The sequence below is a fragment of the Bacteroides congonensis genome, assembly GCF_900130125.1.
GTDB lineage: Bacteria > Bacteroidota > Bacteroidia > Bacteroidales > Bacteroidaceae > Bacteroides > Bacteroides congonensis.
In genome coordinates this window covers 17,507-43,056 of the sequence record NZ_FQXY01000010.1, presented here as the reverse complement: position 1 = coordinate 43,056, position 25,550 = coordinate 17,507, and the positions used below count along the sequence as shown (strand labels likewise).

16 protein-coding genes are annotated in these 25,550 nt (G+C 46.0%); 14 read left to right on the top strand and 2 right to left on the bottom strand.

Annotated elements, in window-relative coordinates; genetic code table 11:
* Position 1 precedes the first annotated feature (1 nt).
* From BQ7997_RS11795 to BQ7997_RS11785, 3 genes are all read left to right on the top strand, one after another.
* Positions 2–1,126 (top strand): glycoside hydrolase family 18, encoded by a 1,125-nt coding sequence (locus BQ7997_RS11795; protein WP_073346644.1) that lies wholly within the window; start codon positions 2–4, stop codon positions 1,124–1,126.
* A 32-nt stretch (positions 1,127–1,158) separates the two neighbouring features.
* Positions 1,159–2,292 (top strand): DUF1735 and LamG domain-containing protein, encoded by a 1,134-nt coding sequence (locus tag BQ7997_RS11790; protein ID WP_073346641.1) that lies wholly within the window; start codon positions 1,159–1,161, stop codon positions 2,290–2,292.
* Between the two features lie 236 nt (positions 2,293–2,528).
* Positions 2,529–3,020: a fibronectin type III-like domain-contianing protein gene (locus BQ7997_RS11785; protein WP_410518161.1), complete on the top strand. Its 492-nt coding sequence runs from the start codon at positions 2,529–2,531 to the stop codon at positions 3,018–3,020.
* Between the two features lie 138 nt (positions 3,021–3,158).
* On the opposite strand, the gene BQ7997_RS11780 is transcribed toward BQ7997_RS11785, so the two are convergent.
* Positions 3,159–4,193 carry a hypothetical protein gene (locus BQ7997_RS11780; RefSeq protein WP_073346639.1) on the bottom strand — a complete coding sequence of 345 codons (1,035 nt, stop codon included), beginning with the start codon at positions 4,191–4,193 and terminating at the stop codon, positions 3,159–3,161.
* Positions 4,194–4,394: 201 nt separating this feature from the next.
* Here BQ7997_RS11780 and BQ7997_RS11775 point away from each other — a divergent pair, with 201 nt between their 5' ends.
* From BQ7997_RS11775 to BQ7997_RS11765, 3 genes are all read left to right on the top strand, one after another.
* The gene (locus BQ7997_RS11775) at positions 4,395–5,618 is read left to right on the top strand and encodes an NAD(P)/FAD-dependent oxidoreductase (RefSeq protein ID WP_073346636.1); all 1,224 of its coding nucleotides are present in this window, start codon (positions 4,395–4,397) and stop codon (positions 5,616–5,618) included.
* Between the two features lie 89 nt (positions 5,619–5,707).
* The gene (locus BQ7997_RS11770) at positions 5,708–6,484 is read left to right on the top strand and encodes a histone H3/H4 domain-containing protein (protein WP_073346635.1); all 777 of its coding nucleotides are present in this window, start codon (positions 5,708–5,710) and stop codon (positions 6,482–6,484) included.
* Positions 6,485–6,533: 49 nt separating this feature from the next.
* Positions 6,534–7,802, top strand: coding sequence for a tetratricopeptide repeat protein (locus BQ7997_RS11765; RefSeq protein WP_073346633.1), 1,269 nt, complete (start codon positions 6,534–6,536; stop codon positions 7,800–7,802).
* Between the two features lie 235 nt (positions 7,803–8,037).
* On the opposite strand, the gene BQ7997_RS11760 is transcribed toward BQ7997_RS11765, so the two are convergent.
* A complete protein-coding gene (locus tag BQ7997_RS11760) occupies positions 8,038–9,423 on the bottom strand; it encodes a sigma-54-dependent transcriptional regulator (protein ID WP_073346631.1) in 1,386 nt (461 codons plus the stop codon).
* An 87-nt stretch (positions 9,424–9,510) separates the two neighbouring features.
* On the opposite strand from BQ7997_RS11760, the gene BQ7997_RS11755 reads away from it, so the two are divergent.
* The 8 genes from BQ7997_RS11755 to BQ7997_RS11720 all read left to right on the top strand — a co-directional run bounded on the left by BQ7997_RS11755 (position 9,511) and on the right by BQ7997_RS11720 (position 25,534).
* A complete protein-coding gene (locus BQ7997_RS11755) occupies positions 9,511–10,350 on the top strand; it encodes a peptidylprolyl isomerase (protein WP_073346628.1) in 840 nt (279 codons plus the stop codon).
* A 5-nt stretch (positions 10,351–10,355) separates the two neighbouring features.
* A complete protein-coding gene (locus tag BQ7997_RS11750; RefSeq protein ID WP_073346625.1) occupies positions 10,356–11,588 on the top strand; it encodes a M16 family metallopeptidase in 1,233 nt (410 codons plus the stop codon).
* Between the two features lie 112 nt (positions 11,589–11,700).
* Positions 11,701–13,059: an MATE family efflux transporter gene (locus BQ7997_RS11745; RefSeq protein WP_073346623.1), complete on the top strand. Its 1,359-nt coding sequence runs from the start codon at positions 11,701–11,703 to the stop codon at positions 13,057–13,059.
* A gap of 28 nt (positions 13,060–13,087) precedes the next feature.
* Positions 13,088–15,409: an ATP-binding response regulator gene (locus BQ7997_RS11740; RefSeq protein WP_073346620.1), complete on the top strand. Its 2,322-nt coding sequence runs from the start codon at positions 13,088–13,090 to the stop codon at positions 15,407–15,409.
* Positions 15,410–15,524: 115 nt separating this feature from the next.
* Positions 15,525–20,036 carry a translocation/assembly module TamB domain-containing protein gene (locus tag BQ7997_RS11735; RefSeq protein ID WP_073346618.1) on the top strand — a complete coding sequence of 1,504 codons (4,512 nt, stop codon included), beginning with the start codon at positions 15,525–15,527 and terminating at the stop codon, positions 20,034–20,036.
* A gap of 2 nt (positions 20,037–20,038) precedes the next feature.
* Positions 20,039–22,381: a translocation and assembly module lipoprotein TamL gene (tamL, locus tag BQ7997_RS11730; RefSeq protein ID WP_022138785.1), complete on the top strand. Its 2,343-nt coding sequence runs from the start codon at positions 20,039–20,041 to the stop codon at positions 22,379–22,381.
* Positions 22,382–22,509: 128 nt separating this feature from the next.
* On the top strand, positions 22,510–23,421 hold the full coding sequence (locus tag BQ7997_RS11725; RefSeq protein ID WP_022138786.1) for a nucleotidyltransferase family protein: 912 nt from the start codon (positions 22,510–22,512) through the stop codon (positions 23,419–23,421).
* A gap of 157 nt (positions 23,422–23,578) precedes the next feature.
* Positions 23,579–25,534 carry an ABC-F family ATP-binding cassette domain-containing protein gene (locus BQ7997_RS11720; RefSeq protein ID WP_073347375.1) on the top strand — a complete coding sequence of 652 codons (1,956 nt, stop codon included), beginning with the start codon at positions 23,579–23,581 and terminating at the stop codon, positions 25,532–25,534.
* Positions 25,535–25,550: the final 16 nt, after the last annotated feature.

Below are 25,550 nucleotides of genomic sequence, written 5' to 3'. Positions count from 1 at the left end.
CATGAAATCATTAAGAAAATTATTATATATCGTTCCGATGTCGTGCATGGTTGCCACCTTCTCTTGCACGGATGTGGAAAATATAGAAATTGAGCATATCGGTGGTTACGCCACTATGAACAATGCGGAAAGTGAAGAATATTATGCCAATCTTCGTGCTTATAAGGCAACTGCTTGGAACTATGGTCGCCCTGTAGCTTTCGGATGGTTCTCCAATTGGTCTCCTGCTGGTACCTACCGAAGAGGTTATTTGAGTTCCATGCCCGACAGTATGGATATTGTGTCTATGTGGAGCGGTGCTCCCGGACCCAATGAGATTACTCCCGAGCAGAAAGCCGACAAGGAGTTCGTACAGAAAGTGAAAGGTACAAAGTTGCTTGAAGTAAGTCTGCTATCTTATATAGGTAAAGGAAAAACGCCTGCTTGGGTATATGCCGAAGCCGAGAAAAAGGCAGATGAAGAGGGTTGGACCGAGACGCAGTTGAATGCAGCCAAGAAGGAAGCCCGCTGGAAGTTTTGGGGATTTGAAGGAGAGTTTGAAAGTGAAAACCATTACGAATGTCTTGCGCGTTTTGCCAAGGCTCTTTGCGATTCGCTGGAGACAGGCGGATGGGACGGCTATGATGTCGATTGGGAAATTGGAAGTGGTGTGTTCGATATGGATGGAACGTTGAGTTCAAACAAACATCTGATTTATTTGGTTAAGGAGATGAATAAATACATTGGACCGAAGAGCGATCCGGAAGGTAAAGGACACAAATTGATTTGTATAGATGGTGGCATTTATAGTTTAACTAGAGAATTGGACGGATACGTGGATTATTGGATTACGCAGAGCTATGGAAGTGCCAGACCCAATATTGAAGGTTACGGTGTCGACCCCAAGACAATCATTACCACAGAGAACTTTGAATCGTATGCTGCCAGCGGCGGGCAATTGTTGCAGCAGGCTGCTCATATGCCGTCACAAAGTTACAAAGGCGGAGTTGGCGCTTATCGTTTCGATAACGACTATGATAATACGCCCGACTATAAATGGATGCGTCAGGCCATTCAGATAAACCAGCGTGTCTTCAATGAGTGGAAAGAAGCTCAGAATAAGAAAGAAGAAGAACCGCAAGAATAGTCACATTTGTAAATCAGTAAAAGCAAAGAATTATGAACAGACATATATTCAAATTTTGTGTAATAGGCATCACTGCATTGCTGCCGGTTGCTTGCAACGACAGTGAAAATGACTTGTTGGAACCTAAGGTATATTTTGAAAACAAAGAAAATACGTTTGCTATAGAAGATGATCACGAGACAATGACTTTCGATTTGGCTTCAAGGCTTTCTGCGATGACCGCTTCGCAGGTTGATGTGTCATATTCCATAGCCGAGCCGAGTGTGGTGGACGAGTATAATACGAAGAACGGGACGTCTTACGAAATGTTCGACCCATCTCAAGTGAAACTGAGCAGTGCAACTTCGGTCATTCCCGGCGGAAAGTTGTATGCAGATAAAGTAACGATGGAACTCACGGGGTTGGATGCGGTAGAAGAAGGAAAGTCGTTCATCCTTCCGGTGCGGGTTCGCTCTACTTCCGTATCGGCGCTTCCCGACACGAGTATTGCATTCTTCATTCTTTCCAAGCCGATAAAAATTCTGAATGTCGGTACATTCAACGGCAATTATGTGTCAGTAAGATTCCCGGCAGGCACTTATTTCACGTCGTTCACGTATGAGACGCTGATATATCTCAATTCAATCTCCAATAACAATACGGTGATGGGAACAGAAGGTGTCATGATTCTCCGCATTGGTGATGCTCCGGGAACCCCGAAGGATTATCTGGAGGTTGCAGGAAGACAGCACTACAATGTTTCGGAAGGTCTGAAAACGGGACGTTGGTATCACGTTGCGTTGACCTACGACCAGCCTTCGGGAAAAACCGGTTTGTATGTCAACGGTGCCAAGTGGGCAGAATCCGCTTGGGCTATTCCCGGTTTCGACCCCAACTCTGATGTAGGTTTCAATATTGGTATGCTTCCGGGCTTCCAGTGGGGAACACGTCCGTTGCGTGGTTACTTGAGTGAGACTCGTGTCTGGAGTGTGGCCCGTACGGAAAACCAATTAAAGCAGAATATGTTAGGTGTAGACCCCAATTCGGAAGGTTTGGCGTTGTACTACAAGTTTAACGGTACGGACGTTCAGCAGGGTGGAACTATTATGGATGCTACGGGGCGCATCAATGGTACGACCAACGGAATCCGTATCCATACATTGGCTACTCCGGTAGTTGTTGAATAATAGAAAGGAGTAAAACTACATTTTTTCTGGAAACCCTGCGAAGTGCGCTGAGAGGCATGTTCGCAGGGGTTCTCTTTCCCTCTTATTCCAATGCCGTTTTCTGTGTGGTGTAATTGGGGGGCGAATACTTATTTCTTTTAGATAAAAAGAAATAGAGAAGAGTTATTCGTGCGTAATTGTTAGTCGTTCTTCATGAACTGGTCAGGAAATCAATCGGTAAACAGGAAAGCCCCAGTATGGGCATAATCGATTCCAGAAGTTTAAAAACCTCTCACCATGTTGATACAGACAGGGGAATGGACGGCAATAAGAAAATCAAAGGACGGAAAGAGCATATTGTGGTGGATACCTTAGGACTTCCCATGGGCATTAAAGTACATGAAGTAAATCAAAACAGCTTCTTACGTGTATCATCCATATCCCCTCATTCTTTTGAAGTTTCATTCAAGGTCAGGAATACAGGGAAATATGATGGCGAAGAAGTCTCCCAACTTTATTTGAGAGATGAATACGCTTCGGTAGTGCAGCCGCTGAAACAGTTGAAATACTTCGAACGCTTTTATTTAAAGTGTGGAGAGGTTAAGGAAGTGAAGTTCGTTTTGTCTGAAAGTGATTTTACGATAATAGACCGGAATTTGAAAACGGTAGTGGAACCGGGGACTTTTCAGATAATAGTCGGGACGGCTTCGAATGATATTAGATTGCAGGCAAAAGTGGTGGTAAGATAAGATATCGGTATTCGATAGAAAAGACGTTGAAATCCTCGCCAGGCAACAGTGAGTATCTATTGTCTGACGGGGATTTTTCGTTTACCAAGGGGGAGTTTGTAGTTGACGACAAGCCTCTTTATTTCAGTTTAATGAATATCAGATATCCACCCTTTCCTGTGTTTTCCTGCCACCATATGCACCGGCAGCACAACATAATGCGGCTCCGATCAAAAGAGCAAAGAATGAAACCAAAGCAGACCGTGCAGCAGCATCTGTTGCCTTGTCGGCAGCCACAAGTGCCTTATGTTTGATCTCTTTCCATTCTTGTGCCGCCTTTTGCAGATTGGCTTCCAGCTTGTCTATCTGTTCTCCGGCTTCTGCACGTGCGTTATCTATCAGATTCATATACTGATTCACTGTCTTGTCCGCTTCTACTTTGGACATATTGGTGTTGTTGGCTATCGCTTTGGACAAATCGTTCCGGTCAATCTTTTGACTTAGATTCTCCGCACGCTGTTTCAAGCGATCCAGAAAACTGTTGATGGCTTCATCCGCTTCCTGAGGAGAGGCGACGATTTCCTTGACGGATTTACTTAAGTCATCTTTTACCTCTTCCAGTTGTTTGTTCAAATAGTCCGGCTGCAATTCCTTCACGTTGCTTTTGATTAGTGCGGTACGAATGTTTTGTGGAATGTTTTCTTCTTTTAAAGTACCGTTGAAATCAATCTTCCCGAACAAATCTTCTGCTTTCTCAGATAATGCGGAAACACCGTTTCCGACAATGCTTCCTGCTCCGGATAAGACGTTACCGGTAACAGATGAGACGGCTCCCAAAGCATTGGCGGTCATTTTTGCGGCTCCGACAGCCAGGAAGATTCCCAATATGGCAGCAACAATAAGGGTTGTTGCCCAAACAAGAAAACCATGTATCATTCCATCCATGCCCGCTAGTTTTCCTGCAACAAATCCGCCTGCTGCCATACTGACAATCAGTATGACGGCAGAACCGATGCCGACAGCAGTGCCGATGCCTGAAGCCGGATGTTCGGACAGAGGATCGAGCATGAATAGTCCGATACTTGAATTTAGAATAGATAGCAATACGGATATTGCCAGTACGGTCATTACACCACCGAAAACGCTGCCCCAGGATATCCTGTCCTTAAGGTCAGCCAAACTTAATTTTCTCATAATCGTAAGGTTTTTGAGTTAATATTGTATTCATACTTCAGAAAGAAAACAGCCCGGAAAGATTTTTTGTTTGGTAATTTTTGTGATGACATTTATGTGTTGTGTTAAAAAAAATAAATATCCTTCGAACCATATTTTTTCATGTACTGTTGTTTCAAATGAGAACGTAACTAGTGTTGAACCAGTATATTCAGTTGTATTATGGACTTACATTCAGGATTGCCCTATTGGGTCATTAAAAACTCGTTATTGGATTATTTTCATCCATTGAAAGATGATTACTCTACGGATATCGTAGTGGTTGGCTCCGGGATAACCGGTGCTTTGATGGTGCACGAATTGTGTAGTGCCGGTTTGAAATGTTGTGTCGTTGACAAGCGTAGCATTGCGACAGGAAGCTCTGCGGCGAGTACTGCTTTATTACAATATGAAATAGATGTTCCTCTTTGCTGTATGTCGGAAATGATTGGGGAGGATAATGCTGTATCCGCATACCGTGCGTGTCTACAGTCTATTTCCGACATTGAAAAGGTGTTGGAATCGACGGGGGTGGATGGCTGTTTTGAGAGGGTACCAAGTCTGTTCTATGCCAGCACTTCGAAAGATGAGCAACTTGTGAAGGAAGAATATGAGATGAGGAAAAAACATAATCTGCCTGTCCATCTGCTCGGGAAGGAAGAGATAAAGAAACGTTATAAGTTGGAGGCACCGGGCTGTGGATTGTTGAACGAGGTGTCGGCACAAATTGACGCTTATAGAGCAGCTACCGGTCTGTTGCTTTACCATATGAAGGAAGACGGGCTAAAAGTTTTTACGCATACGGGTGTAAAGGAATGTGTTGAGAAGCAGGGGGGATATGTCATAGAAACAGACGGAGGACATAAGATTAATTGTAAATATGTGATTGTGGCAGCCGGATTTGAAGCTGGAAAGTTCCTGCCGCAAGAGATTATGGATTTGACGTCAACTTATGCATTGGTGTCACATCCGGTGAATCCCGCTGAGCTTTGGCCTGAGCACTGTCTGATTTGGGAAACTGCCGATCCGTATTTATATATCCGGACTACCGGTGGCAATCGTATCATCATTGGCGGTGAAGATGAGAAGTTCTGCGATCCGGAACGCCGTGATGCCTTGCTTAGAAAGAAAACCCGCATATTGGAAAAGAAATTCAAGAAATTGTTTCCGGATATTCCTTTCAAAACTGAGATGGCATGGTGCGGCACGTTCAGTACCACAAAAGATGGTTTACCTTTTATCGGTACGTGGCCGGGCAAGGAGCGGATGTTCTTTGATTTGGGGTATGGCGGAAACGGCATAACTTTCAGTATGATTGGTGCACAGATTATATGTAGGCAAATACAGGGCATGGAGGATGAGCGCAGCAAAATCTTCGGCTATGAAAGGATTGAAAAATATTGGTGAATAAAAGAACGGTTTGTGGAAAAGAATTGCTCTTATTTTGAAAATATCTCTTTATTTTTGCATTAGCAAAACTATTAAGAGTGCATAAAATGGGCTTTTCATTCTTTAAACAAATTTTTTCGGGGAGAAAGCAAAAGACAGAAAAGATTGAACCGTCGGGACCATCCATGCAATTTGTATTGAACTATTCGGAAGGTCGTGAACAGACGTCACGAGTCTCCAAAGAAGAAATTCGGCGGGCGATCGAGAATCTGGATAAATACGGGGACGTATGGCTTAGTAACTGTCGTACTGTAATCACTCCTTACGGCAACTGTTCGGGGATATCGTGTATGGCTGTGCCGGATGGCAATCCGCAGGTTGCCGTATATTTTGCCATGACTGACGGGTTGATGAGGTATGTCTGTGGTGGATATAGATCGGATGATATTGTCCGGATGTTCTATAACTACTTCGAACGGCTTGAAATTCCGGAAATCAGTGATTGGGAGAAAGGGCATTACACTCCGGTGCCTCCTGACGATGAGCCGTATTATCTGTATGTGGACAACGAAGAATACAAATATATCACTTATGAAGATGTTTTAGCAGCTCTCGAGAATCTCGAAGCCGGTAAATGTGCTTCGCTGTTGTTGAGGACTCCCGGTTGCCAGAACGGTTATCTGGAAGTGAGAGGGACGAAAGACGATTATATCGTTGAGACAGGAGGGAATAATGAAGAAGGGGATTGGGTGGTGTTCATGACTCATGCCCCTTATATCGGGCGTGTCAGATACTGGCTTTACAATTATTACCATAAACGTGAATTTCCTCGGATGACGGATGAATGGGTGGACATAACGGAGGAAGTCGCCAACGATGAATAAAGGATAAATGACTTATCGAAAGAAAACGGATATACAATAATTTGTAACAATGAAACACAGTGAAACGGTAGCTGTTGCCATTGACAAAATATGGAAAAGCTACGACAAAGAACAAATGTGGGAAGGGTATGAACTTCTGCGTCAGGCAGCGGAAAAGGGAGATGCAGATGCTTGCTGCTATCTTGGACGGTGCCATTTGGGGGAGGAATTTGTCTGGTGCGGGGCGGAATTTCCCGTAGATGAGGAACTGGCGTCCCGGTTGATAAAGGAGAGTGTGCGTCTGGGTAGTGCCGATGGGGTATTGTGTGCCTTGCGTACCGGCAACTTGTCTCCCGCAGTTCGGAAAACGATGCCTTTCGCTTCGCTTGAGGAAGCTTTTACGGCGGTGCAGCAGCAGGCGCAGGAGGGAGATGCCTTTAGTCAGTATATGGTGGGAAACGTCCTGTTCTATGGCGATTATCTCGTTATTCGTGGCGACGAAGAAAGCCGCAAGTACAATTCTGGAGATGAATATTATGCTTTTGCTTATCCCATAGCGGCACAATACTATGAAAACTCGTTCGATAATGGTCTGCCTGCTGCATTCGGCAATTATCGTACGATTTATGAGTCCGGACTGGCGGATATTGATGAAGAGGTATACGAAAACTATCTGAAACAGCTTGCTGATACAGGTGATCCGCTTACTTGCAATGACTATGGCAAGTTGCTGGAAGATGAGTATGATGATGCGGAAGGAGCCTTCCATTATTATTCGATGGCAGTGGAGCGCGGAGATGTCCAGTCCGCCTATAATGTGGCTGTGTGTTACGGAACCGGTTATGGGGTTGATGAAGATTTGGATAAGGCCTTTGAGAATTATATGATAGCAGCGGAAGCAGGCAACGCAAAAGCACAGTTCCAGATAGGAAACTTTTATTTTGAAGGGCGTGGCAATATTGCACAGGATTATGCCAAGGCAGTTGTATGGTTGAATAAAGCGTATCAAAATATGGATGATGAGGACTCTTGGCAACCGGCAGCCGAGCTTGCCATCTGTTATCAAAATGGTCTTGGTACTTTTCAAGATGATGATGCCGCATTCGAATTCCTTTCCGAGATAGAAGAGAATGATATGCTTGGTGAGGTGTGGGAGCCTCTTGATGCCATGGTGCTGAACGCTCTCGGTGTTGCTTATGGATTCGGACGAGGGACAGAGCAGGATATACCGCAAGCGATAGAGTATTTCGATCGTGCTATAGAATATGATTCGGACGAGGCGAAACAGAACAAGGCTTGCTTTAAGAAAACACTTTTTGGTGGTTGGAAGATGAGATAGCGGTATTTTTATTTCTTATTTTGCCTAATTGGATTAGCTTCATTACTTATTCTTTTTGCGGAGCACTATAGTGGAACGCAAAGTACACTATAGTGGAACGAAATAAAAGTAACGAATGAAATAAGTCTGAATAGTGAATCAGTTATAAAAGAATGCCTATAGAAATCAATAAGAATAAAGGGCTATTAGATGCTTAGTCTACCTTATTATAAGGCCAGTATCTTTGAACTGTCACCTACAAATCAATATTATATAACTTCAACTTATTATATAAAGTTTTCCGGTCAATATCCAATAATTGCGCAGCTTTGCTCTTGTTGTTTCCGGTTTGGCGCAATGCTTCCAGAATATGTTCTTTTTCAGTCTCTTCATTGCGGAGTGCCATACTACTACTACTGGTGGGTACTGGAACTTCCAGCAATTCAGTTCCCAGTTCCAATAAAGTAATAAAACTTCCTTGTGCCAATAAAGTCGCTCTTTTGACGATGTTCTTCATCTGCCGTATATTTCCCGGCCAGTGATAACTCAGCAAAGCCTGTGACGCTTTTGTGTCAAAGCCGATCAGATGCTTGTCCAGTTCCTTGTTGGCCTGGTCGAGGAAGAAATTAGCGAAGAGCAGAATGTCCTCTTTCCGTTCTTTCAAGTCAGGCATCCGCAAAGTGAATTCATTAATACGGTGGTAAAGATCCTCGCGGAACGTTCCCTTTTCGATAGCTTGTTCCAGATTCTCGTTGGTAGCGGATACCAGTCGGATATCTACGGATATTTCCTGTGTAGAACCGACCGGACGTATCTTCCTTTCTTGCAGGGCACGAAGTAATTGAATCTGCACCTCATAACTAAGATTCCCGATTTCATCCAAAAAGATAGTGCCGCCGTTGGCTGCGACGAAAGCTCCGGTTTTGTCCGTCAGTGCACCCGTGAAAGAGCCTTTCACATGACCGAAAAACTCGGAAGCTGCCAGTTCCTTGGGGATAGAGCCGCAATCTACGGCAATAAACGGCTTGTCACTTCGTTTGCTGAGCTGATGGATACGATGCGCCACATATTCTTTTCCCGTTCCGCTGGAACCGTTTATTAGTACGGACATATTGGTCGGGGCCACCAATCCTACATAATTGTATAGTTGCTTGGCGGCATCACTTTCTCCTTCCAGATAAGAGTGGAGAGTTTCGGAAGTACCTTGTGATGAATGGGAAGTGCCTTTTTTAGGGTTGGAAGAGCTCCGGACTGTAGAATGAGTTGCCGCCGGACTACTTTCCGCCTGCAAAGCCTCGGATATTTTCTTCAGTAACTCTTCAGGATTCACAGGCTTGGCAATATAATCCCGTGCTCCGAGCTTCATCGCCAGTACGGCAGACTGAATATCCGCATACCCTGTCATGATAATCAGAGGAATATCCATTCCCCGTTCATTCATCCATTTCAACAAATCGATACCCTCGTAATCGGGTAGCCGTAAATCTGATAATACCAGGTCAACAGTCTGACTTTCGATATGCTTCCGGGCACGCGCAATATTACTCACTGACGACACCTCAAACCCTTTTTTGCCTAACCAGGTTTTGAGCATCATCCCAAAAGTTATATCATCTTCAACTATTAATATGGCTTTCATGATGTCAGGTTTTGATTCTTTTAAGTCACAAAGGTAAGATGATTTAGGCGAAAGTGGTATATTTGCAAACTTAAATTAAATAAAAGCGTTATGAAAAAGATTGTATTGATATTATTAACCATATCGTTTTGCGGGTTAACTTCCTGCAAAACCGGAACAAAAAAAGGAGGAGACATGGATAAAGAGACATTGGTAAAGATTGAAACAACTGCCGGAGACATCAAAGTGAAGTTGTACAATGAGACACCAAAGCATCGTGATAATTTTATCAAACTGGTGAAGGACGGAGTATATGAAGGGACATTGTTCCATCGTGTCATCAAGGATTTTATGATTCAGGCAGGCGACCCGGATTCAAAGAATGCGCCGAAAGGAAAAATGCTGGGTTCAGGAGATGTGGGTTATACCATTCCGGCAGAATTCGTATATCCGAAATATTTCCATAAGAAAGGCGCTTTGTCGGCAGCCCGTCAGGGAGACAATGTAAACCCAAAAAAAGAATCTTCCGGTTGTCAGTTCTATATCGTGACAGGTAAGGTCTACAATGATTCTACATTGCTCGGTATGGAAAGCCAGATGAATGAAAATAAAATCAACGTTATTTTCAACTCATTGGCACAGAAGCATATGAAAGAAATCTATAAGATGCGTAAGGAGAACGATGAAAACGGACTTTATGACTTACAGGAAAAACTGTTTGCCGAAGCTCAGGAAATGGCTGCTAAAGAACCGGAATTCCACTTCACTCCCGAACAGATTGAAGCATATACTACCGTAGGCGGTACTCCGCATCTGGACGACGAATATACTGTATTCGGCGAAGTGGTGGAAGGTATGGACATCGTGGATAAAATCCAGAAGGTCAAGACAGACCGTAGCGACCGTCCCGAAGAAGATGTGAAGATAATAAAAGCGACAATACTTGACTAAATGATATGAAAATCAACAGGCACATTCTTGACAATGGGTTGCGTCTGGTACATTCGCAGGACGAAAGTACGCAGATGGTGGCCCTTAATATATTATATAATGTGGGAGCTCGTGACGAACACCCCGAACATACCGGCTTTGCCCATCTGTTCGAACATCTGATGTTCGGCGGCTCGGTGAATATTCCCGATTATGATATGCCGCTTCAACTGGCGAGTGGCGAGAATAATGCCTGGACGAACAATGATATCACCAATTACTACCTCACTGTACCTCGTCAGAACGTGGAAACCGGCTTTTGGCTGGAATCCGACCGTATGTTGAGCCTTGATTTCAGCGAACGGAGTCTGGAAGTGCAGCGAGGTGTAGTCATGGAAGAATTCAAGCAGCGCTGTCTGAATCAGCCTTATGGAGACGTGGGACATCTTCTCCGTCCTCTGGCTTATCAGGCGCATCCCTATCAATGGCCTACCATCGGCAAAGACCTGTCGCACATTGCCAACGCGACACTGGAAGAGGTAAAAGCATTCTTCTTCCGCTTTTATGCCCCGAACAATGCGATTCTGTCCGTGACAGGTAATATCACTTTCGAAGAAGCGGTAGCGCTGACAGAAAAATGGTTCGGCCCTATTCCCCGTCGGGAAGTTCCCCGACGGAATCTTCCGCAGGAAGCGGAACAGACAGAAGAACGCCGGTTGACGGTAGAACGGAATGTTCCCCTCGACGCCTTATTCATGAGTTACCATATGTGCGACCATCGCCATCCGGATTATTATGCTTTTGATATACTGTCGGATATATTGAGCAACGGACGTTCCAGCCGTCTGAACCAGCGTCTCATCCAAGAGAAACAACTATTTTCGAGTATCGACGCTTATATCTCAGGCAGCGTAGACGCGGGATTGTTTCATATTGCCGGAAAACCATCTGCAGGCGTGACTCTGGAACAGGCCGAAGCCGCTGTCCGTGAAGAATTGGATTGCCTGCAACAGGAACTTGTCAGCGAACAGGAACTGGAAAAAGTAAAAAATAAATTTGAGTCTACCCAAATATTCGGTAACATCAATTATCTGAATGTAGCTACCAACCTTGCTTGGTTCGAGTTATTGGGACAGGCCGAAGACATGGAAAAAGAAGTAGACCGTTATCGCTCCGTCACTGCTGCGCAGTTGCAGACTGTAGCTCAATCGGCTTTCCGGAAAGAGAACGGGGTTGTACTCTATTATAAAAGTAAATGAGGATTTTTTATCAGGCACGGATTACGCGGATTTCACGGTTCTTAGAAATATGGTTGCATAAGACAACAACGTAATCCGTGCCTGATAAATCCTAATTTATAAAACAAAAATAATGAAGAGACTATTTGATATATACAGAGACCATTACAAAGCACTGATTTATCTCGGATTACCTATTGTCATCGGACAGATAGGCGTTATTATACTCGGATTTGCCGATACACTGATGATTGGGCATCATAGCACAATAGAACTGGGTGCGGCATCTTTCGTGAATAATGTGTTCAATCTGGCTATCATTTTCAGCACCGGATTTTCGTACGGACTGACGCCCATTGTGGGCGGTCTGTACGGTACCCGCCAATACGCCCCTGCCGGACAAGCCTTACGCAACAGTCTGCTGGCAAATCTGATGGTCGCACTTCTGCTGACTGTCTGCATGACTGTCCTTTTCCTGAACATAGAACGTCTCGGACAACCGGACGAGTTGATTCCTCTGATTAAACCTTATTATCTGGTTCTGCTTACTTCTCTGGTGTTTGTCATGCTTTTTAACGGGTTCAAACAATTTACGGACGGAATCACAGATACCAAAACCGCTATGTGGATACTGCTGGGCGGAAACGTCCTGAACATCATCGGCAACTATATCCTGATTTATGGGAAGCTCGGATTTCCCGAAATGGGCTTGTTGGGAGCGGGTATCAGCACCCTGTTTTCACGTATCGTGATGGTCATCGTGTTTATCATCATCTTTGTACGCAGCTCTCGTTTCGTTCGCTATAAGATAGGTTTTCTCCGCTTGGGATGGTCACGTGCCATCTTCGGGCGATTGAACGGACTCGGATGGCCGGTTGCTTTCCAGATGGGAATGGAGACAGCCTCTTTCAGCCTGAGCGCCATAATGATCGGCTGGCTGGGGACGATTGCTCTGGCTTCCCATCAAGTTATGCTGGCAATTTCCCAATTCACCTTTATGATGTATTACGGGATGGGTGCTGCCGTAGCCGTTCGTGTCAGTAACTTCAAAGGTCAGAATGATATAATCAATGTACGCCGTTCCGCCTATGCCGGTTTTCACCTGATGATGACATTGGGTGTCGTACTTTCTTTCATCGTCTTTCTTTGCAGGAATCACTTGGGAAGTTGGTTTACCGACAGTCCGGAAGTAGCCGCTATGGTTACTTCCCTTATATTTCCCTTCCTCGTCTATCAGTTTGGTGACGGATTGCAGATTACTTTTGCCAACGCTTTGCGTGGAATCTCGGATGTAAAGCTGATGATGGTCATCGCCTTTATCGCCTATTTTATCATCTCCCTTCCCGTAGGTTACTTCTGCGGCTTTATAATGGAATGGGGCGTGGTAGGTGTTTGGATGGCGTTCCCTTTCGGACTGACAAGTGCAGGATTAATGCTTTGGTGGCGGTTTCACCATATGACGAAACTTCCCGACTCCAAGCTCCGAACCTAATACTTAAAAACTTAATATTTAATACCCGATGGCTTCCTTCCGTTTCACAAAGTTAAAAATCACCGCCGGTTACACGTTGTTACTGGCAATACTTCTTTTTTCTTTGGTGTTTGTACATCGGGAGATGGAAACCTTGTCGGCTGCGGATGACCAGCAGAACCTGCGGACGGACAGCCTTCTGGCTCTTCTCCATGAGAAGGATCAGAATACAATTCAGATGTTACGGGTGTTGAGCGAAGCAAACGACAGCCTTCTTTCCGCTTCGGAAATCGAAGAAATCATATCCGAACAAGACTCTATCATTGTTCAGCAACGGGTGCAACATCGCGTCATAACCAAACGTGATTCTTTGATAACCACCCCTAAAAAGAAAGGTTTTTTCAAGCGGCTGTCGGAAGTATTTGTCCCTTCCAAACAGGACAGTGCCGTATTAGTCAACACATCACTGGAAATAGCCACAGATACCATTCTCGAACCGACTTCTTCAAAAGACTCCCTGCAACAGAAAATCCGCATGGCTACGGAAGAGAAACGGCTGCAACGCAGAAAAACAATCCGCCGCACCAGTACGAAGTACCAGCGGATGAATACTCAGTTGACAGCCCGGATGGATACCCTGATAAAACAATACGAGGAAGAGATGACCTTACGTGCCCGTCAGGATGCCGAACTCCAACAGGAAGTGCGAATGCGTTCGGCGCGTATCATTGCCGGCATTGCCATTGGTGCCGTATTGCTGTCCGCCTTTTTCCTGATATTGATTATGCGGGATATCTCCCGTAGCAACCGCTATCGCCGTGAACTTGAAATAGCCAACAGGCGGGCGGAAGACCTGCTCGTCGCCCGTGAGAAACTGATGCTTGCCATCACTCATGACTTTAAAGCGCCGCTGGGCTCTATCATGGGATATACCGAACTTCTGTCCCGACTGACTGAAGACGAACGCCAGCGTTTCTATCTCGACAATATGAAAAGTTCTTCGGAACATTTGTTGAAACTGGTAAGTGACTTGCTCGACTTCCATCGGCTCGACCTCAATAAAGCGGAAGTGAACCGTGTCACTTTTAACCCTTCCCAACTCTTTGATGAAATCTATGTCAGTTTCGAACCATTGACCGCTGCCAAAGGACTGACTTTGCAATGTCACGTAGCTTCGGAATTAAACGGAAAATATATCAGCGACCCTCTGCGACTCCGGCAAATCGTGAATAACCTTGTATCCAACGCCGTAAAATTCACACAGAAAGGCGAAATCACCCTCACGGCCACTTATGACTCCTCTAAATTGACAATAGCCATTGCAGACACCGGAAAAGGGATGGCAACAGAAGACCGTGAACGCATCTTCCAGGAATTTACACGTCTTTCCGGTGCGCAAGGAGAAGAAGGTTTCGGGCTCGGCTTGTCCATCGTGAAAAAACTGGTTACTTTGCTCGAAGGAAAAATCAGCGTAGAAAGCACACTGGGTGAGGGGAGTTGTTTCACCGTCGTTTTGCCGCTTTATCCGATTGGAGAATCCATCATGGAAAGTAAACCATCATCCGAAAGCGAAGCTATGGATATGGACGAAGGGGCGACTGTCGTTCCCTCGATGAAAGTAATCCGAGTCCTCTTGATTGACGATGATAAAATCCAGCTTAGTCTGACAGCCGCCATGTTGAAACAACACGGCATTGATGCGGTATGCTGCGAGCAACTCGAAGAGCTGATAGAACAACTCCGAACCTCAGTGTTCGACGTACTACTGACAGACATACAAATGCCGGCCATTAACGGCTTCGATTTAGTGAAACTGCTGCGTGCGTCTAACATACCGCAAGCAAAGACCATTCCTGTGATTGCCGTGACCGCCCGTAGCGAAATGGATAAAGCTGTCCTGCACGAACATGGCTTTGCCGGATGCCTGCATAAACCATTTACCGTGAAAGAACTACTGCTGACCGTCAACGAAGGACAGCTTTCGGCCGACGAAGCCCATATCACAGAAGACATGGGAAACACCGGAATAAACTTCTCCGCACTTACCGTCTATTCCGAAGATGATTCCGAAGCGGCCTACTCTATCATTCAGACCTTCATAGAAGAAACCAAAAAGAATATTGAACGGATGCAGCAAGCCCTGGCCGATAAAGAAACGGACGGAATAGCCGCCATGGCGCATAAGCTGCTCCCCCTTCTCACACTGATAGGTGCATCCGAAGCCATAACCCCTTTGAAATACCTGGAATCCTGTCGTGGAGAATCTTTCACGAGTGAGATAGGCGATGCAACGTCGACTACATTGTCAACAGTTTGTATGATAATCAGCGAGGCGGAAAGCTATTTGATGTCGATGAAAAACGACGATTAGGCAGAAATATTCTACTCCTTAGCCAGTCATTATATCTTTCTTGCCGTTATCCAAACCTTTTCTCAAAATAAATTGTTTACTTTGTGTCACCTTATTTACACTGGCACATTTTTACATGAAACGAAAATGGATACGATGGGTAAGCTGGATACTGCTTACTCCTATAATACTCTTTGTAATACTAATGGTATTGCTTTACATTCCGCCCGTACAGAATCTTTTGCGTCGGGAGGTAACTGCTTATGCATCAAAAGTAACCGGAATGCAGATTCAGGTGGAACGGATTGACCTTCGTTTTCCGCTCAATCTGTTGGTACGTGGCGTGGAAGTCATTCAGCAGCCGGACACACTCTTGTCTTTGGAAAGTCTGAATGTACGCGTGCAGGCATGGCCGCTCATCAAAGGAAAAGTCGAAGTAGACGAAGTGACCTTGAACCGGGTTGCCGTCAATTCTGCCAGTATGATAGAAGGAATGCAGATACAAGGAGTTTTAGGACACTTTTTCTTGCAAAGTCACGGCGTTGACCTATCCAATGAAATAGCAGTCATCAACCAGGCGGAACTCTCCGACACCCACGTGCAACTGCTGATGAACGACACCATGACTACTCCGAAAGATACTACAGCTTCCGCCCCCATAAACTGGAAAGTAGACCTTCATCAACTGAAACTGAAAAACGTATCGTTCAGTATGCAACTTCCTGCTGACTCCATGCGGATGGCGGCACATATCGGCGAAGCAGCTATTGACGATGCCCGGGCCGACTTGAAAAATCAGTTCTATGGTTTGAAGAAGTTCCTGCTATCGGGCACTTCCGCCAGCTACGACACCGGAGCCGCCAAGCCCGTCGATGGTTTCGACGCTTCCCATATTGCCGTTCGTGATGTCCGCATCGGTCTTGACTCCTTATTATATAAGGGTAGGGATATGAACGCCATCATTCGTGAATTTACCATGAACGAACGTTCCGGACTAAGCATCACCTCACTGACAGGCAGGGCATACTCCAACGATTCAATCATTAGCATTCCCGGCTTGAAACTGCAAACTCCTCATTCCGAAATAGATTTATCCGCTAATACTTATTGGGAACTTGTCAATATCCCGACTACAGGACGCCTTTCTGCCAATCTCAATGCCTATATTGGCAAAGAAGATGTTATGCTATTCACCGGAGAACTGCCGGATAGCTTCAAAGAAGCCTATCCTTTCCGTCCCCTTGTTATCCGCGCCGGTACGGACGGCAACCTGAAAGAAATGCAGATTTCCCGTTTTACGGTTGACCTTCCGGGCGCATTCTCTTTAGAAGGCGGCGGTATCCTCGAAAACCTGGCTGACAGCATCACCCGTTCGGGAACCATCGGGCTGAAGATGATTACTCAAAACCTGAACTTCCTGACTGCTTTGTCCGGTGAAGCTCCTAATGGAACGATTGTCATCCCCGACAGCATGAACATGGTTGCCCAGGTTGACATCAAAGGCCCTGAATACAAAGCAAAACTGCACCTGAAAGAAGGACAAGGAGCAATGGATGTGAACGCTGCGCTAAACACAGCTACCGAAGTCTACAAAGCCGACCTGAAAATTGACAACCTTCAACTCCATAACTTCCTGCCGAAAGACTCTATTTACGAACTCTCTCTCTCGGCAACTGCCGATGGACGCGGCTTGGATATTATGTCTTATCACTCTTACGCCAAACTGGATTTGACGTTAGACCAGCTTCACTATGCCCAATACCATCTCTCCAATGTTAATCTGACGGGAGCTTTGAAAGGTGCATTAGTGACAGCTAATCTGACAAGTGATAATGCTCTGTTGAAAATGACGACAGATGCCGAATACAACCTGGCACACAGCTATCCCGACGGAAAAGTAACGGTTGATGTTACCCAACTCGATTTACACGAACTGGGACTGATGCCCGAACCGATGAAGCGTCCGCTCGCTTTCAATCTTTCTGCCGAAGCCCGTCAGAACCGTGTCTTTGCGCACCTGATATCAGGCGATATGAAACTCAACCTGAGTGCCCGTTCCGGTGTTAATCCTTTGATTCGTCAGTCTACCCATTTCGTAGATGTATTGATGAAGCAGATAGAAGAAAAGGCCTTGAACCATGCCGAACTGCGCGAGGCATTGCCGACAGCCATTCTCTCTTTCTCCGCAGGAAAAGAGAATCCGCTGGCCTATTTCCTGGCTACCAGGAACATATCTTATCATGATGCTTCCATGAAATTCGGCACAGCCCCCGATTGGGGAATCAACGGTAAGGCTGCCATTCATGCATTGAAAATGGACACGTTACAACTGGATACCATCTTCTTCACCGTCAAACAAGATACCACGCTTATGAAGCTGCGTGCCGGAGTGATAAACGGGCCGAAGAACCCGCAATTCTCTTTCTCCACCACTCTGACAGGAGAAATCCGTGACCGTGACGCAGAATTACTGGTAGATTACAAAAACGGCAAAGGAGAAACAGGCGTATTATTGGGTGTCAACGCCCGTCCTCTTTTCGAAGGACAGGGCAGGGGGAATGGAATAGCTTTTACGCTGATTCCGGAAAATCCGATTGTCGCCTTCCAAAAGTTCCATTTCAACGAGAATCACAACTGGATATACCTGCATAAGAATATGCGTGTATATGCCAACGTGGATATGTGGGATGAGGAAGGAATGGGATTTCGAGTCCACTCTGTGCAAGGAGATACGGTATCTTTGCAGAATATAGACGTCGAAATACGCAGAATCCGCCTGCAAGAGATTACGAGCGTATTGCCTTATTTTCCCGAAATAACCGGATTGTTCTCATTGGAAGCTCATTATATACAGACAGAAAAGGATTTGCAACTCTCAGCTGAGGCGTCTATTAATGAATTGACCTATGAACGCCAACGTATCGGTGACGTTGCATTGGGCGCTACCTGGTTGCCCGGCGAACAGGGAAAACAATATCTGAATGCTTACCTGAATCATGACCAGGTGGAAGTACTGGTAGCGGATGGAAAACTACTTCCCACCCGGACGGGTAAAGACAGCCTGGAAGTGAATACGACACTGGAACATTTCCCGCTCCGGGTAGCCAATGTATTTATTCCCGACCAGATGGTCACCTTGTCCGGTGATATGGATGGTAATCTGAACATCACGGGCAGCACGGAGCAGCCTTTGATAAACGGCGAACTGATACTGGATAGCGTTGCCGTCCTTTCCCGCCAGTATGGTGCCCGTTTCATGTTTGACAATCGTCCTGTGCAGATAAAAAATAACCGGCTGTTATTTGATAAATTCGCTATCTACACTACATCGAAGAATCCGTTTACCATTGACGGCTATGTAGACTTCCGTGATATGAGCCGTCCGATGGCAAACCTGAATATGCTGGCACAGAACTATACGTTGCTGGATGCCAAACGCACCCGTGAAAGCCTGGTTTACGGTAAAGTATTCGCCGATTTCCGTGCAACGGTGAAAGGGCCTTTGGAGGGGCTTAATATGCGTGGAAACGTAAGCCTGTTGGGCAATACCGACGTCTCGTATGTCTTGACCGACTCACCATTAACCGTACAAGACCGCTTGGGAAGCCTTGTGACCTTCACCTCATTCAGTGACACCACGACCGTTGTCCGCCAGGAAGTGCCGACCGTCTCGTTAGGCGGACTGGATATGGCGATGATGGTGCATATCGACCCGTCCGTCCGGGTAAAAGTCGATTTGGACGCAAGCAATGACAACCGCATCGAATTGGAAGGCGGCGGTGACCTCTCCATGAAATACACTCCGCAAGGCGACCTGACCCTGACCGGACGTTACACCTTGAGTGGCGGCTTGATGAAATACGCCTTACCGGTGATTGCCGCGAAAGAATTTGCCATTGACAACGGCAGCTATGTGGAATGGACGGGAAATCCGATGGATCCGATGTTGAACTTCAAGGCGACCGACCGCATCCGTGCGTCCGTATCCGAAGGGGAGAACGGCGGAAGCCGCATGGTCAACTTCGACGTCTCCGTCGTAGTCAAGAACCGTTTGGATAATCTTTCGTTTGCATTCGATGTGTCAGCTCCCGAAGATGCGACCGTACAAAATGAACTGACTGCTATGGGTGCCGAAGAACGCGGTAAACAAGCACTATATATCATGGTAATGAAAACTTACCTCGGCACCGGGCCGATTGGCGGTGGCGGCGGTGGACTCGGTAAACTGAACATGGGTTCCGCCCTGACTTCCGTATTGAGCAGCCAGATTAACTCATTGATGGGTAACCTGAAGAATGCAAGTCTCTCTGTCGGTGTCGAAGACCATGATAACTCGGATACGGGTGGCAAGCGCACGGATTATAGTTTCCGTTATTCGCAACGTCTCTTCAACAACCGTTTCCAGATTGTGATTGGCGGGAAGGTATCAACAGGCGAGAATGCGGCGAACGATGCCGAATCCTTTATCGATAATATCTCTCTGGAATACCGTTTGGATAGGACAGGGACACGCTACGTCCGTCTGTTCTATGACAAGAACTACGAGAGTGTGCTCGAAGGCGAGATTACGGAAACCGGAGTCGGTCTGGTACTTCGCAAGAAACTGGATAAGCTCAGTGAACTGTTCATCTTTAAGAAAAAGAAGTAAGCATGAAAAGTATATATAGTAACATAGTAGTAATAAGTCTGATTGGTATCATCCTGTTTTCCGGCTGTTCAGTGACAAAGCATCTGCCCGAAGGGGAAGTGCTTTATACCGGTAGTAAAACTGTTGTAGAGAATAAATCGACTACACCGGTAGGTGTGACAGCTCTGACTGAAATTAATGCCGCTCTCGACAAAACTCCCAGTACGAAAATGTTCGGCGGATTTCTGCCCATCCCTTTCAAAATGTGGATGTACAACGATTTCGTGAAATACAAAAAAGGCTTCGGCAAGTGGATGTTCAACCGCTTTGCCGCCAACCCGCCTGTCTTTATCTCTACCGTCAATCCGGATGTCCGAATCAAAGTAACAACCAACCTGTTGCGTGATTATGGCTATTTCAACGGAAAAGTGACTTACCAAACACTGGTCGACAAGAAAGACAGTCTGAAAGCAAGTATCGTCTATACGGTAGATATGAAGAATCCCTACTTCATTGATACGGTTTATTATCAGCGTTTCACCCCTCAAACCCTACGGATTATGGAGCGCGGACGCCGGATGTCCTATATAAGTCCCGGCGAACAGTTCAGCGTGGTAGACTTGGACGAAGAACGTACCCGCATCAGCACGCTGCTGCGTAACCGCGGATATTTTTATTTCCGTCCCGACTATATGACATACCAGGCAGATACAACCTTGATTCCCGGCGGACATATCAGCCTGCGCTTGATTCCCGTTCCGGGATTACCCGCTGCTGCACAACGTCCCTATTATGTAGGCGATGCGTCTGTCTATCTGTTTGGAAAGAACGGCGAAGCTCCGAACGACAGTATGCTATACAAGAACCTTAGTATCCACTATTACAATAAATTACAGGTTCGTCCCAATATGCTCTACCGTTGGCTGAATTATCAGCAATTTGTGCGTAATGCCCAGATGCGCGCTTCCAACCGCACCCGCCTTTACAGCCAGTATCGTCAGGAGCAGGTACAGGAGAAACTTAGCCAACTGGGAATATTCAGCTATATGGACATACAATACGCTCCCAAAGATACGACAGCCCTCTGCGATACATTGGATATTACGATGCAGGCCACTTTCGCCAAACCGCTGGATGCCGAACTGGAACTTAATGTAGTAACCAAAAGTAACGACCAGACCGGTCCCGGTGCTTCATTCGGAGTCACCCGTAACAACGTATTCGGTGGTGGAGAAAGCTGGAACGTAAAACTGAAAGGTTCTTATGAATGGCAAACCGGTGGCGGAAACAAAAGTTCGTTAATGAACAGTTGGGAAATGGGGCTTTCCACATCTCTCACCTTCCCGAGAGTCGTATTCCCCCGCCTGGGTAAAATGGAATTTGACTTCCCGGCTACCACTACATTCCGCCTATACGTCGATCAGTTGAACCGTGCCAAGTATTACAAACTATTGTCATTCGGTGGAAACGCAACCTATGATTTCCAACCGACCCGCACAAGCCGTCATAGCATTACGCCTTTCAAACTGACGTTTAATGTCTTACAGCATCGTACGAAAGAATTCCAGGAAATAGCCGCTGCCAATCCTGCGCTATATATCAGCTTGGACAACCAATTTATCCCGGCCATGGAATACACATACACCTATGACAACGCTTCGGCACGCCGGGTAAAGAATCCTATTTGGTGGCAATCCACTGTTACTTCTGCCGGAAACTTGACATCTACCATCTACCGTGCTTTTGGCCGTCCGTACGATGAAGAAGGGAAAAAGCTCCTGGGTGCGCCGTTCTCCCAATTTATGAAATTCAACACCGAATTCCGCCATTTATGGAATATGGATAAGAATAATAAGATTGCTTCCCGCGTAGCACTGGGTGCTCTCTTCTCTTATGGTAATTCCACCATAGCCCCATATAGCGAACAATTCTACGTAGGTGGTGCCAACAGTATCCGTGCCTTCACGGTACGTAGCATCGGACCGGGTGGATACCATCCTGAAGAAAGCCGGTATTCCTATCTTGACCAGACAGGAACTTTCCGCTTCGAAGCGAATGTGGAATATCGTTTCCGCATCTTCAAGAGCATCTGGGGAGCCACCTTCCTTGATGCAGGAAACGTCTGGCTGATGCGTAAGGATGAGGCTCGCCCCAATTCGCAGCTCCGCCTGAAAACTTTCCCGAAACAGATCGCTTTGGGCACGGGGCTCGGTGTCCGCTACGACATGGATATCCTCGTCTTCCGTCTCGACTTCGGTATTCCTTTACATCTGCCGTATGACACGGAACGGAGCGGTTATTACAATGTCACCGGAGCTTTCTTCAAGAATCTGGGAATACATTTTGCTATCGGTTACCCCTTCTAGTGAATGATTTTTGTACGCTTTTAGTGAATAATGATTGATATTTGTCCTGTCGGTATCAACTATTTTTGTAAATTTGCACCGAAATCTGATGCCGTTGACATCACTAACCTTTTAATATTACACAATTTATGAAACCAACTTTATTCTTATTGGCAGCCGGTATGGGCAGCCGTTATGGAGGCTTGAAACAATTGGATGGTCTGGGCCCTAATGGCGAAACTATTATGGATTACTCTATCTATGATGCTATCAATGCCGGATTTGGCAAGCTTGTATTTGTAATCCGCAAAGATTTTGAACAAGATTTCCGTGATAAAATTATTTCCAAATACGAAGGCCACATTCCTTGCGAACTGGTATTCCAGTCTATCGACGATCTTCCCGAAGGCTTCACTTGCCCGGCAGACCGCACCAAACCTTGGGGTACTAACCATGCGGTGATGATGGGTGCCGATGTGATTAAAGAACCGTTTGCGGTAATCAACTGCGATGACTTCTACGGTCGTGACTCTTTCCAGGTAATGGGTAAATTCCTTTCCGCTCTTCCTGAAAATTCAAAGAACGTTTACTCAATGGTAGGTTTCCGTGTAGGAAATACATTAAGTGAGAGCGGTACAGTATCCCGTGGTATTTGTAGTACAGATGCTAAAGGTCTGTTGACTTCTGTCGTAGAACGTACAAAAATTCAACGTCTTGACGGCGAAGTGAAATACATTGACGACAACGGTGAATGGACTGCTACTCCCGACACTACTCCGGTAAGTATGAACTTCTGGGGCTTCACTCCTGATTACTTTGCATACAGCGAAGAGTTTTTCAAAACTTTCCTGAGTGACCCGAAGAACATGGAAAACCTGAAGAGCGAATTCTTCATCCCGTTGATGGTGGATAAATTGATTAATGACGGAACTGCGACAGTAGAAGTTCTTGATACTACCAGCAAATGGTTCGGTGTTACTTATCCGGAAGACCGTCAGAGCGTAGTAGACAAGATTCAGGCATTGGTAGATGCCGGTGAATATCCTGCCAAGTTGTTCTGATTAAGAAAATATTGAAATAAGGCGTAGGCTATGCAGTTTAATGCATATCTACGCCTTTTTTGTGTCCTTACTATTAAATTCCATCGTCTCGGAAGCAGCTAATTCCGTTTGGATGCGTTATCTTTGCAGTCCAAAATCTTATAAATCAGAGACAGAAGTGATTTCAGTAGAAGGATTATCAGTAGAATTTAATGCGACGCCGCTTTTTTCGGATGTCAGTTATGTCATTAATAAGAAAGACCGTATTGCGCTGGTCGGCAAGAATGGTGCGGGTAAATCCACCATGCTCAAGATATTGGCGGGCTTACAGTCGCCGACACATGGAGTCGTAGCTACTCCGAAAGATGTTACCATCGGATATTTGCCACAGGTCATGATTCTCTCCGACAACCGGACGGTGATGGGAGAGGCGGAACTGGCATTCGAACATATATTTGAACTTCAGGCGAAGCTGGAACGGATGAATCAGGAACTTGCCGAGCGGACAGACTATGATTCGGAAGAATATCACCAGTTGATAGACCGTTTCACCCACGAGAACGACCGTTACCTAATGATGGGCGGCACAAACTATCAGGCGGAAATTGAACGGACACTTCTCGGACTCGGCTTCAGCAGGGAAGATTTAGAACGCCCCACTTCGGAATTCTCCGGTGGATGGCGTATGCGTATCGAATTGGCAAAACTGCTGCTTCGTCGTCCGGATGTACTCCTGCTCGACGAGCCGACCAACCACCTTGATATTGAAAGTATCCAATGGTTGGAGAATTTCCTGGCAACCCGTGCCAATGCAGTTGTGTTAGTCAGCCATGACCGTGCTTTCCTTAATAATGTGACTACCCGTACGATTGAGATTACTTGTGGGCAGATTTATGACTATAAGGTGAAATATGACGAGTTTGTCGTTTTGCGCAAGGAACGTCGCGAACAGCAACTTCGTGCCTACGAAAACCAACAGAAACAGATACAGGACACGGAAGATTTTATCGAACGCTTCCGCTATAAGGCTACCAAAGCCGTGCAAGTGCAAAGCCGTATCAAGCAACTGGAAAAGATAGACCGCATCGAAGTGGACGAAGAAGACAACTCCGCATTGCGTTTGAAATTCCCGCCTGCCAGTCGTAGCGGAAACTATCCCGTTATCTGTGAAGACGTGCGCAAAGCCTATGGTGACCACGTCGTTTTCCATGACGTGAACCTCACCATCAACCGGGGCGAAAAAGTCGCATTTGTCGGTAAGAATGGTGAAGGTAAGTCTACTTTGGTAAAATGCATCATGGGAGAGATTGATTTTGACGGTAAGCTCACCATCGGTCACAATGTCCAAATCGGCTATTTCGCGCAGAACCAAGCCCAGATGTTGGACGAAAACCTGACGGTATTCGATACCATCGACCGTGTAGCTACAGGAGATATCCGTCTGAAGATACGGGATATACTGGGCGCTTTCATGTTCGGCGGCGAAGCCTCGGACAAAAAGGTGAAAGTCCTCTCCGGCGGTGAACGTACCCGACTGGCAATGATTAAGCTGCTTCTCGAACCTGTCAACTTCCTGATTCTCGACGAACCGACCAACCATTTGGATATGCGTTCAAAAGATGTATTGAAGGAAGCCATCCGCGAATTTGACGGAACAGTCATTCTTGTCAGCCACGACCGTGATTTTTTGGACGGGCTTGCGACTAAAGTATATGAGTTCGGTGGTGGAGTAGTGAAAGAACACCTTAGTGGCATCTATGAATTCTTGCAAAAGAAAAAGATAGACAGCCTGAACGAACTTCAGAAAGGAGCGTCATTATCGTCTTCTCCTACGGCTTCTGCCAAAGGGGCTGAACAGGATTCGGCGCAGCCTTCAGAGAACAAACTCTCTTATGAAGCGCAGAAGGAACTGAATAAGAAAGTGAAGAAACTCGAACGGCAGGTAGCGGATTGTGAAACCTCGATAGAAGAAACCGAGTCAGCGATTGCCATAGTTGAAGAGAAAATGGCAACTCCTGAAGGAGCTTCAGACATGAAACTGTATGAACAGCATCAGCAACTGAAACAGCAGTTAGATACCATCGTCGAAGAGTGGGAGCGTGTTTCGATGGAGCTGGAAGAGGTGAAAGGCTAGAACAAAACAACGGGTG

Excerpts from the sequence above, each read along its gene's own strand:
- BQ7997_RS11795 (WP_073346644.1), top strand. The coding sequence starts at position 2 with ATGAAATCATTAAGAAAATTATTATATATCGTTCCGATGTCGTGCATG.
- BQ7997_RS11790 (WP_073346641.1), top strand. The coding sequence starts at position 1,159 with ATGAACAGACATATATTCAAATTTTGTGTAATAGGCATCACTGCATTG.
- BQ7997_RS11785 (WP_410518161.1), top strand. The coding sequence starts at position 2,529 with ATGGGCATAATCGATTCCAGAAGTTTAAAAACCTCTCACCATGTTGAT.
- BQ7997_RS11780 (WP_073346639.1), bottom strand. The coding sequence starts at position 4,193 with ATGAGAAAATTAAGTTTGGCTGACCTTAAGGACAGGATATCCTGGGGC.
- BQ7997_RS11775 (WP_073346636.1), top strand. The coding sequence starts at position 4,395 with ATGGACTTACATTCAGGATTGCCCTATTGGGTCATTAAAAACTCGTTA.
- BQ7997_RS11770 (WP_073346635.1), top strand. The coding sequence starts at position 5,708 with ATGGGCTTTTCATTCTTTAAACAAATTTTTTCGGGGAGAAAGCAAAAG.
- BQ7997_RS11765 (WP_073346633.1), top strand. The coding sequence starts at position 6,534 with ATGAAACACAGTGAAACGGTAGCTGTTGCCATTGACAAAATATGGAAA.
- BQ7997_RS11755 (WP_073346628.1), top strand. The coding sequence starts at position 9,511 with ATGAAAAAGATTGTATTGATATTATTAACCATATCGTTTTGCGGGTTA.
- BQ7997_RS11750 (WP_073346625.1), top strand. The coding sequence starts at position 10,356 with ATGAAAATCAACAGGCACATTCTTGACAATGGGTTGCGTCTGGTACAT.
- BQ7997_RS11745 (WP_073346623.1), top strand. The coding sequence starts at position 11,701 with ATGAAGAGACTATTTGATATATACAGAGACCATTACAAAGCACTGATT.
- BQ7997_RS11740 (WP_073346620.1), top strand. The coding sequence starts at position 13,088 with ATGGCTTCCTTCCGTTTCACAAAGTTAAAAATCACCGCCGGTTACACG.
- BQ7997_RS11735 (WP_073346618.1), top strand. The coding sequence starts at position 15,525 with ATGAAACGAAAATGGATACGATGGGTAAGCTGGATACTGCTTACTCCT.
- tamL (WP_022138785.1), top strand. The coding sequence starts at position 20,039 with ATGAAAAGTATATATAGTAACATAGTAGTAATAAGTCTGATTGGTATC.
- BQ7997_RS11725 (WP_022138786.1), top strand. The coding sequence starts at position 22,510 with ATGAAACCAACTTTATTCTTATTGGCAGCCGGTATGGGCAGCCGTTAT.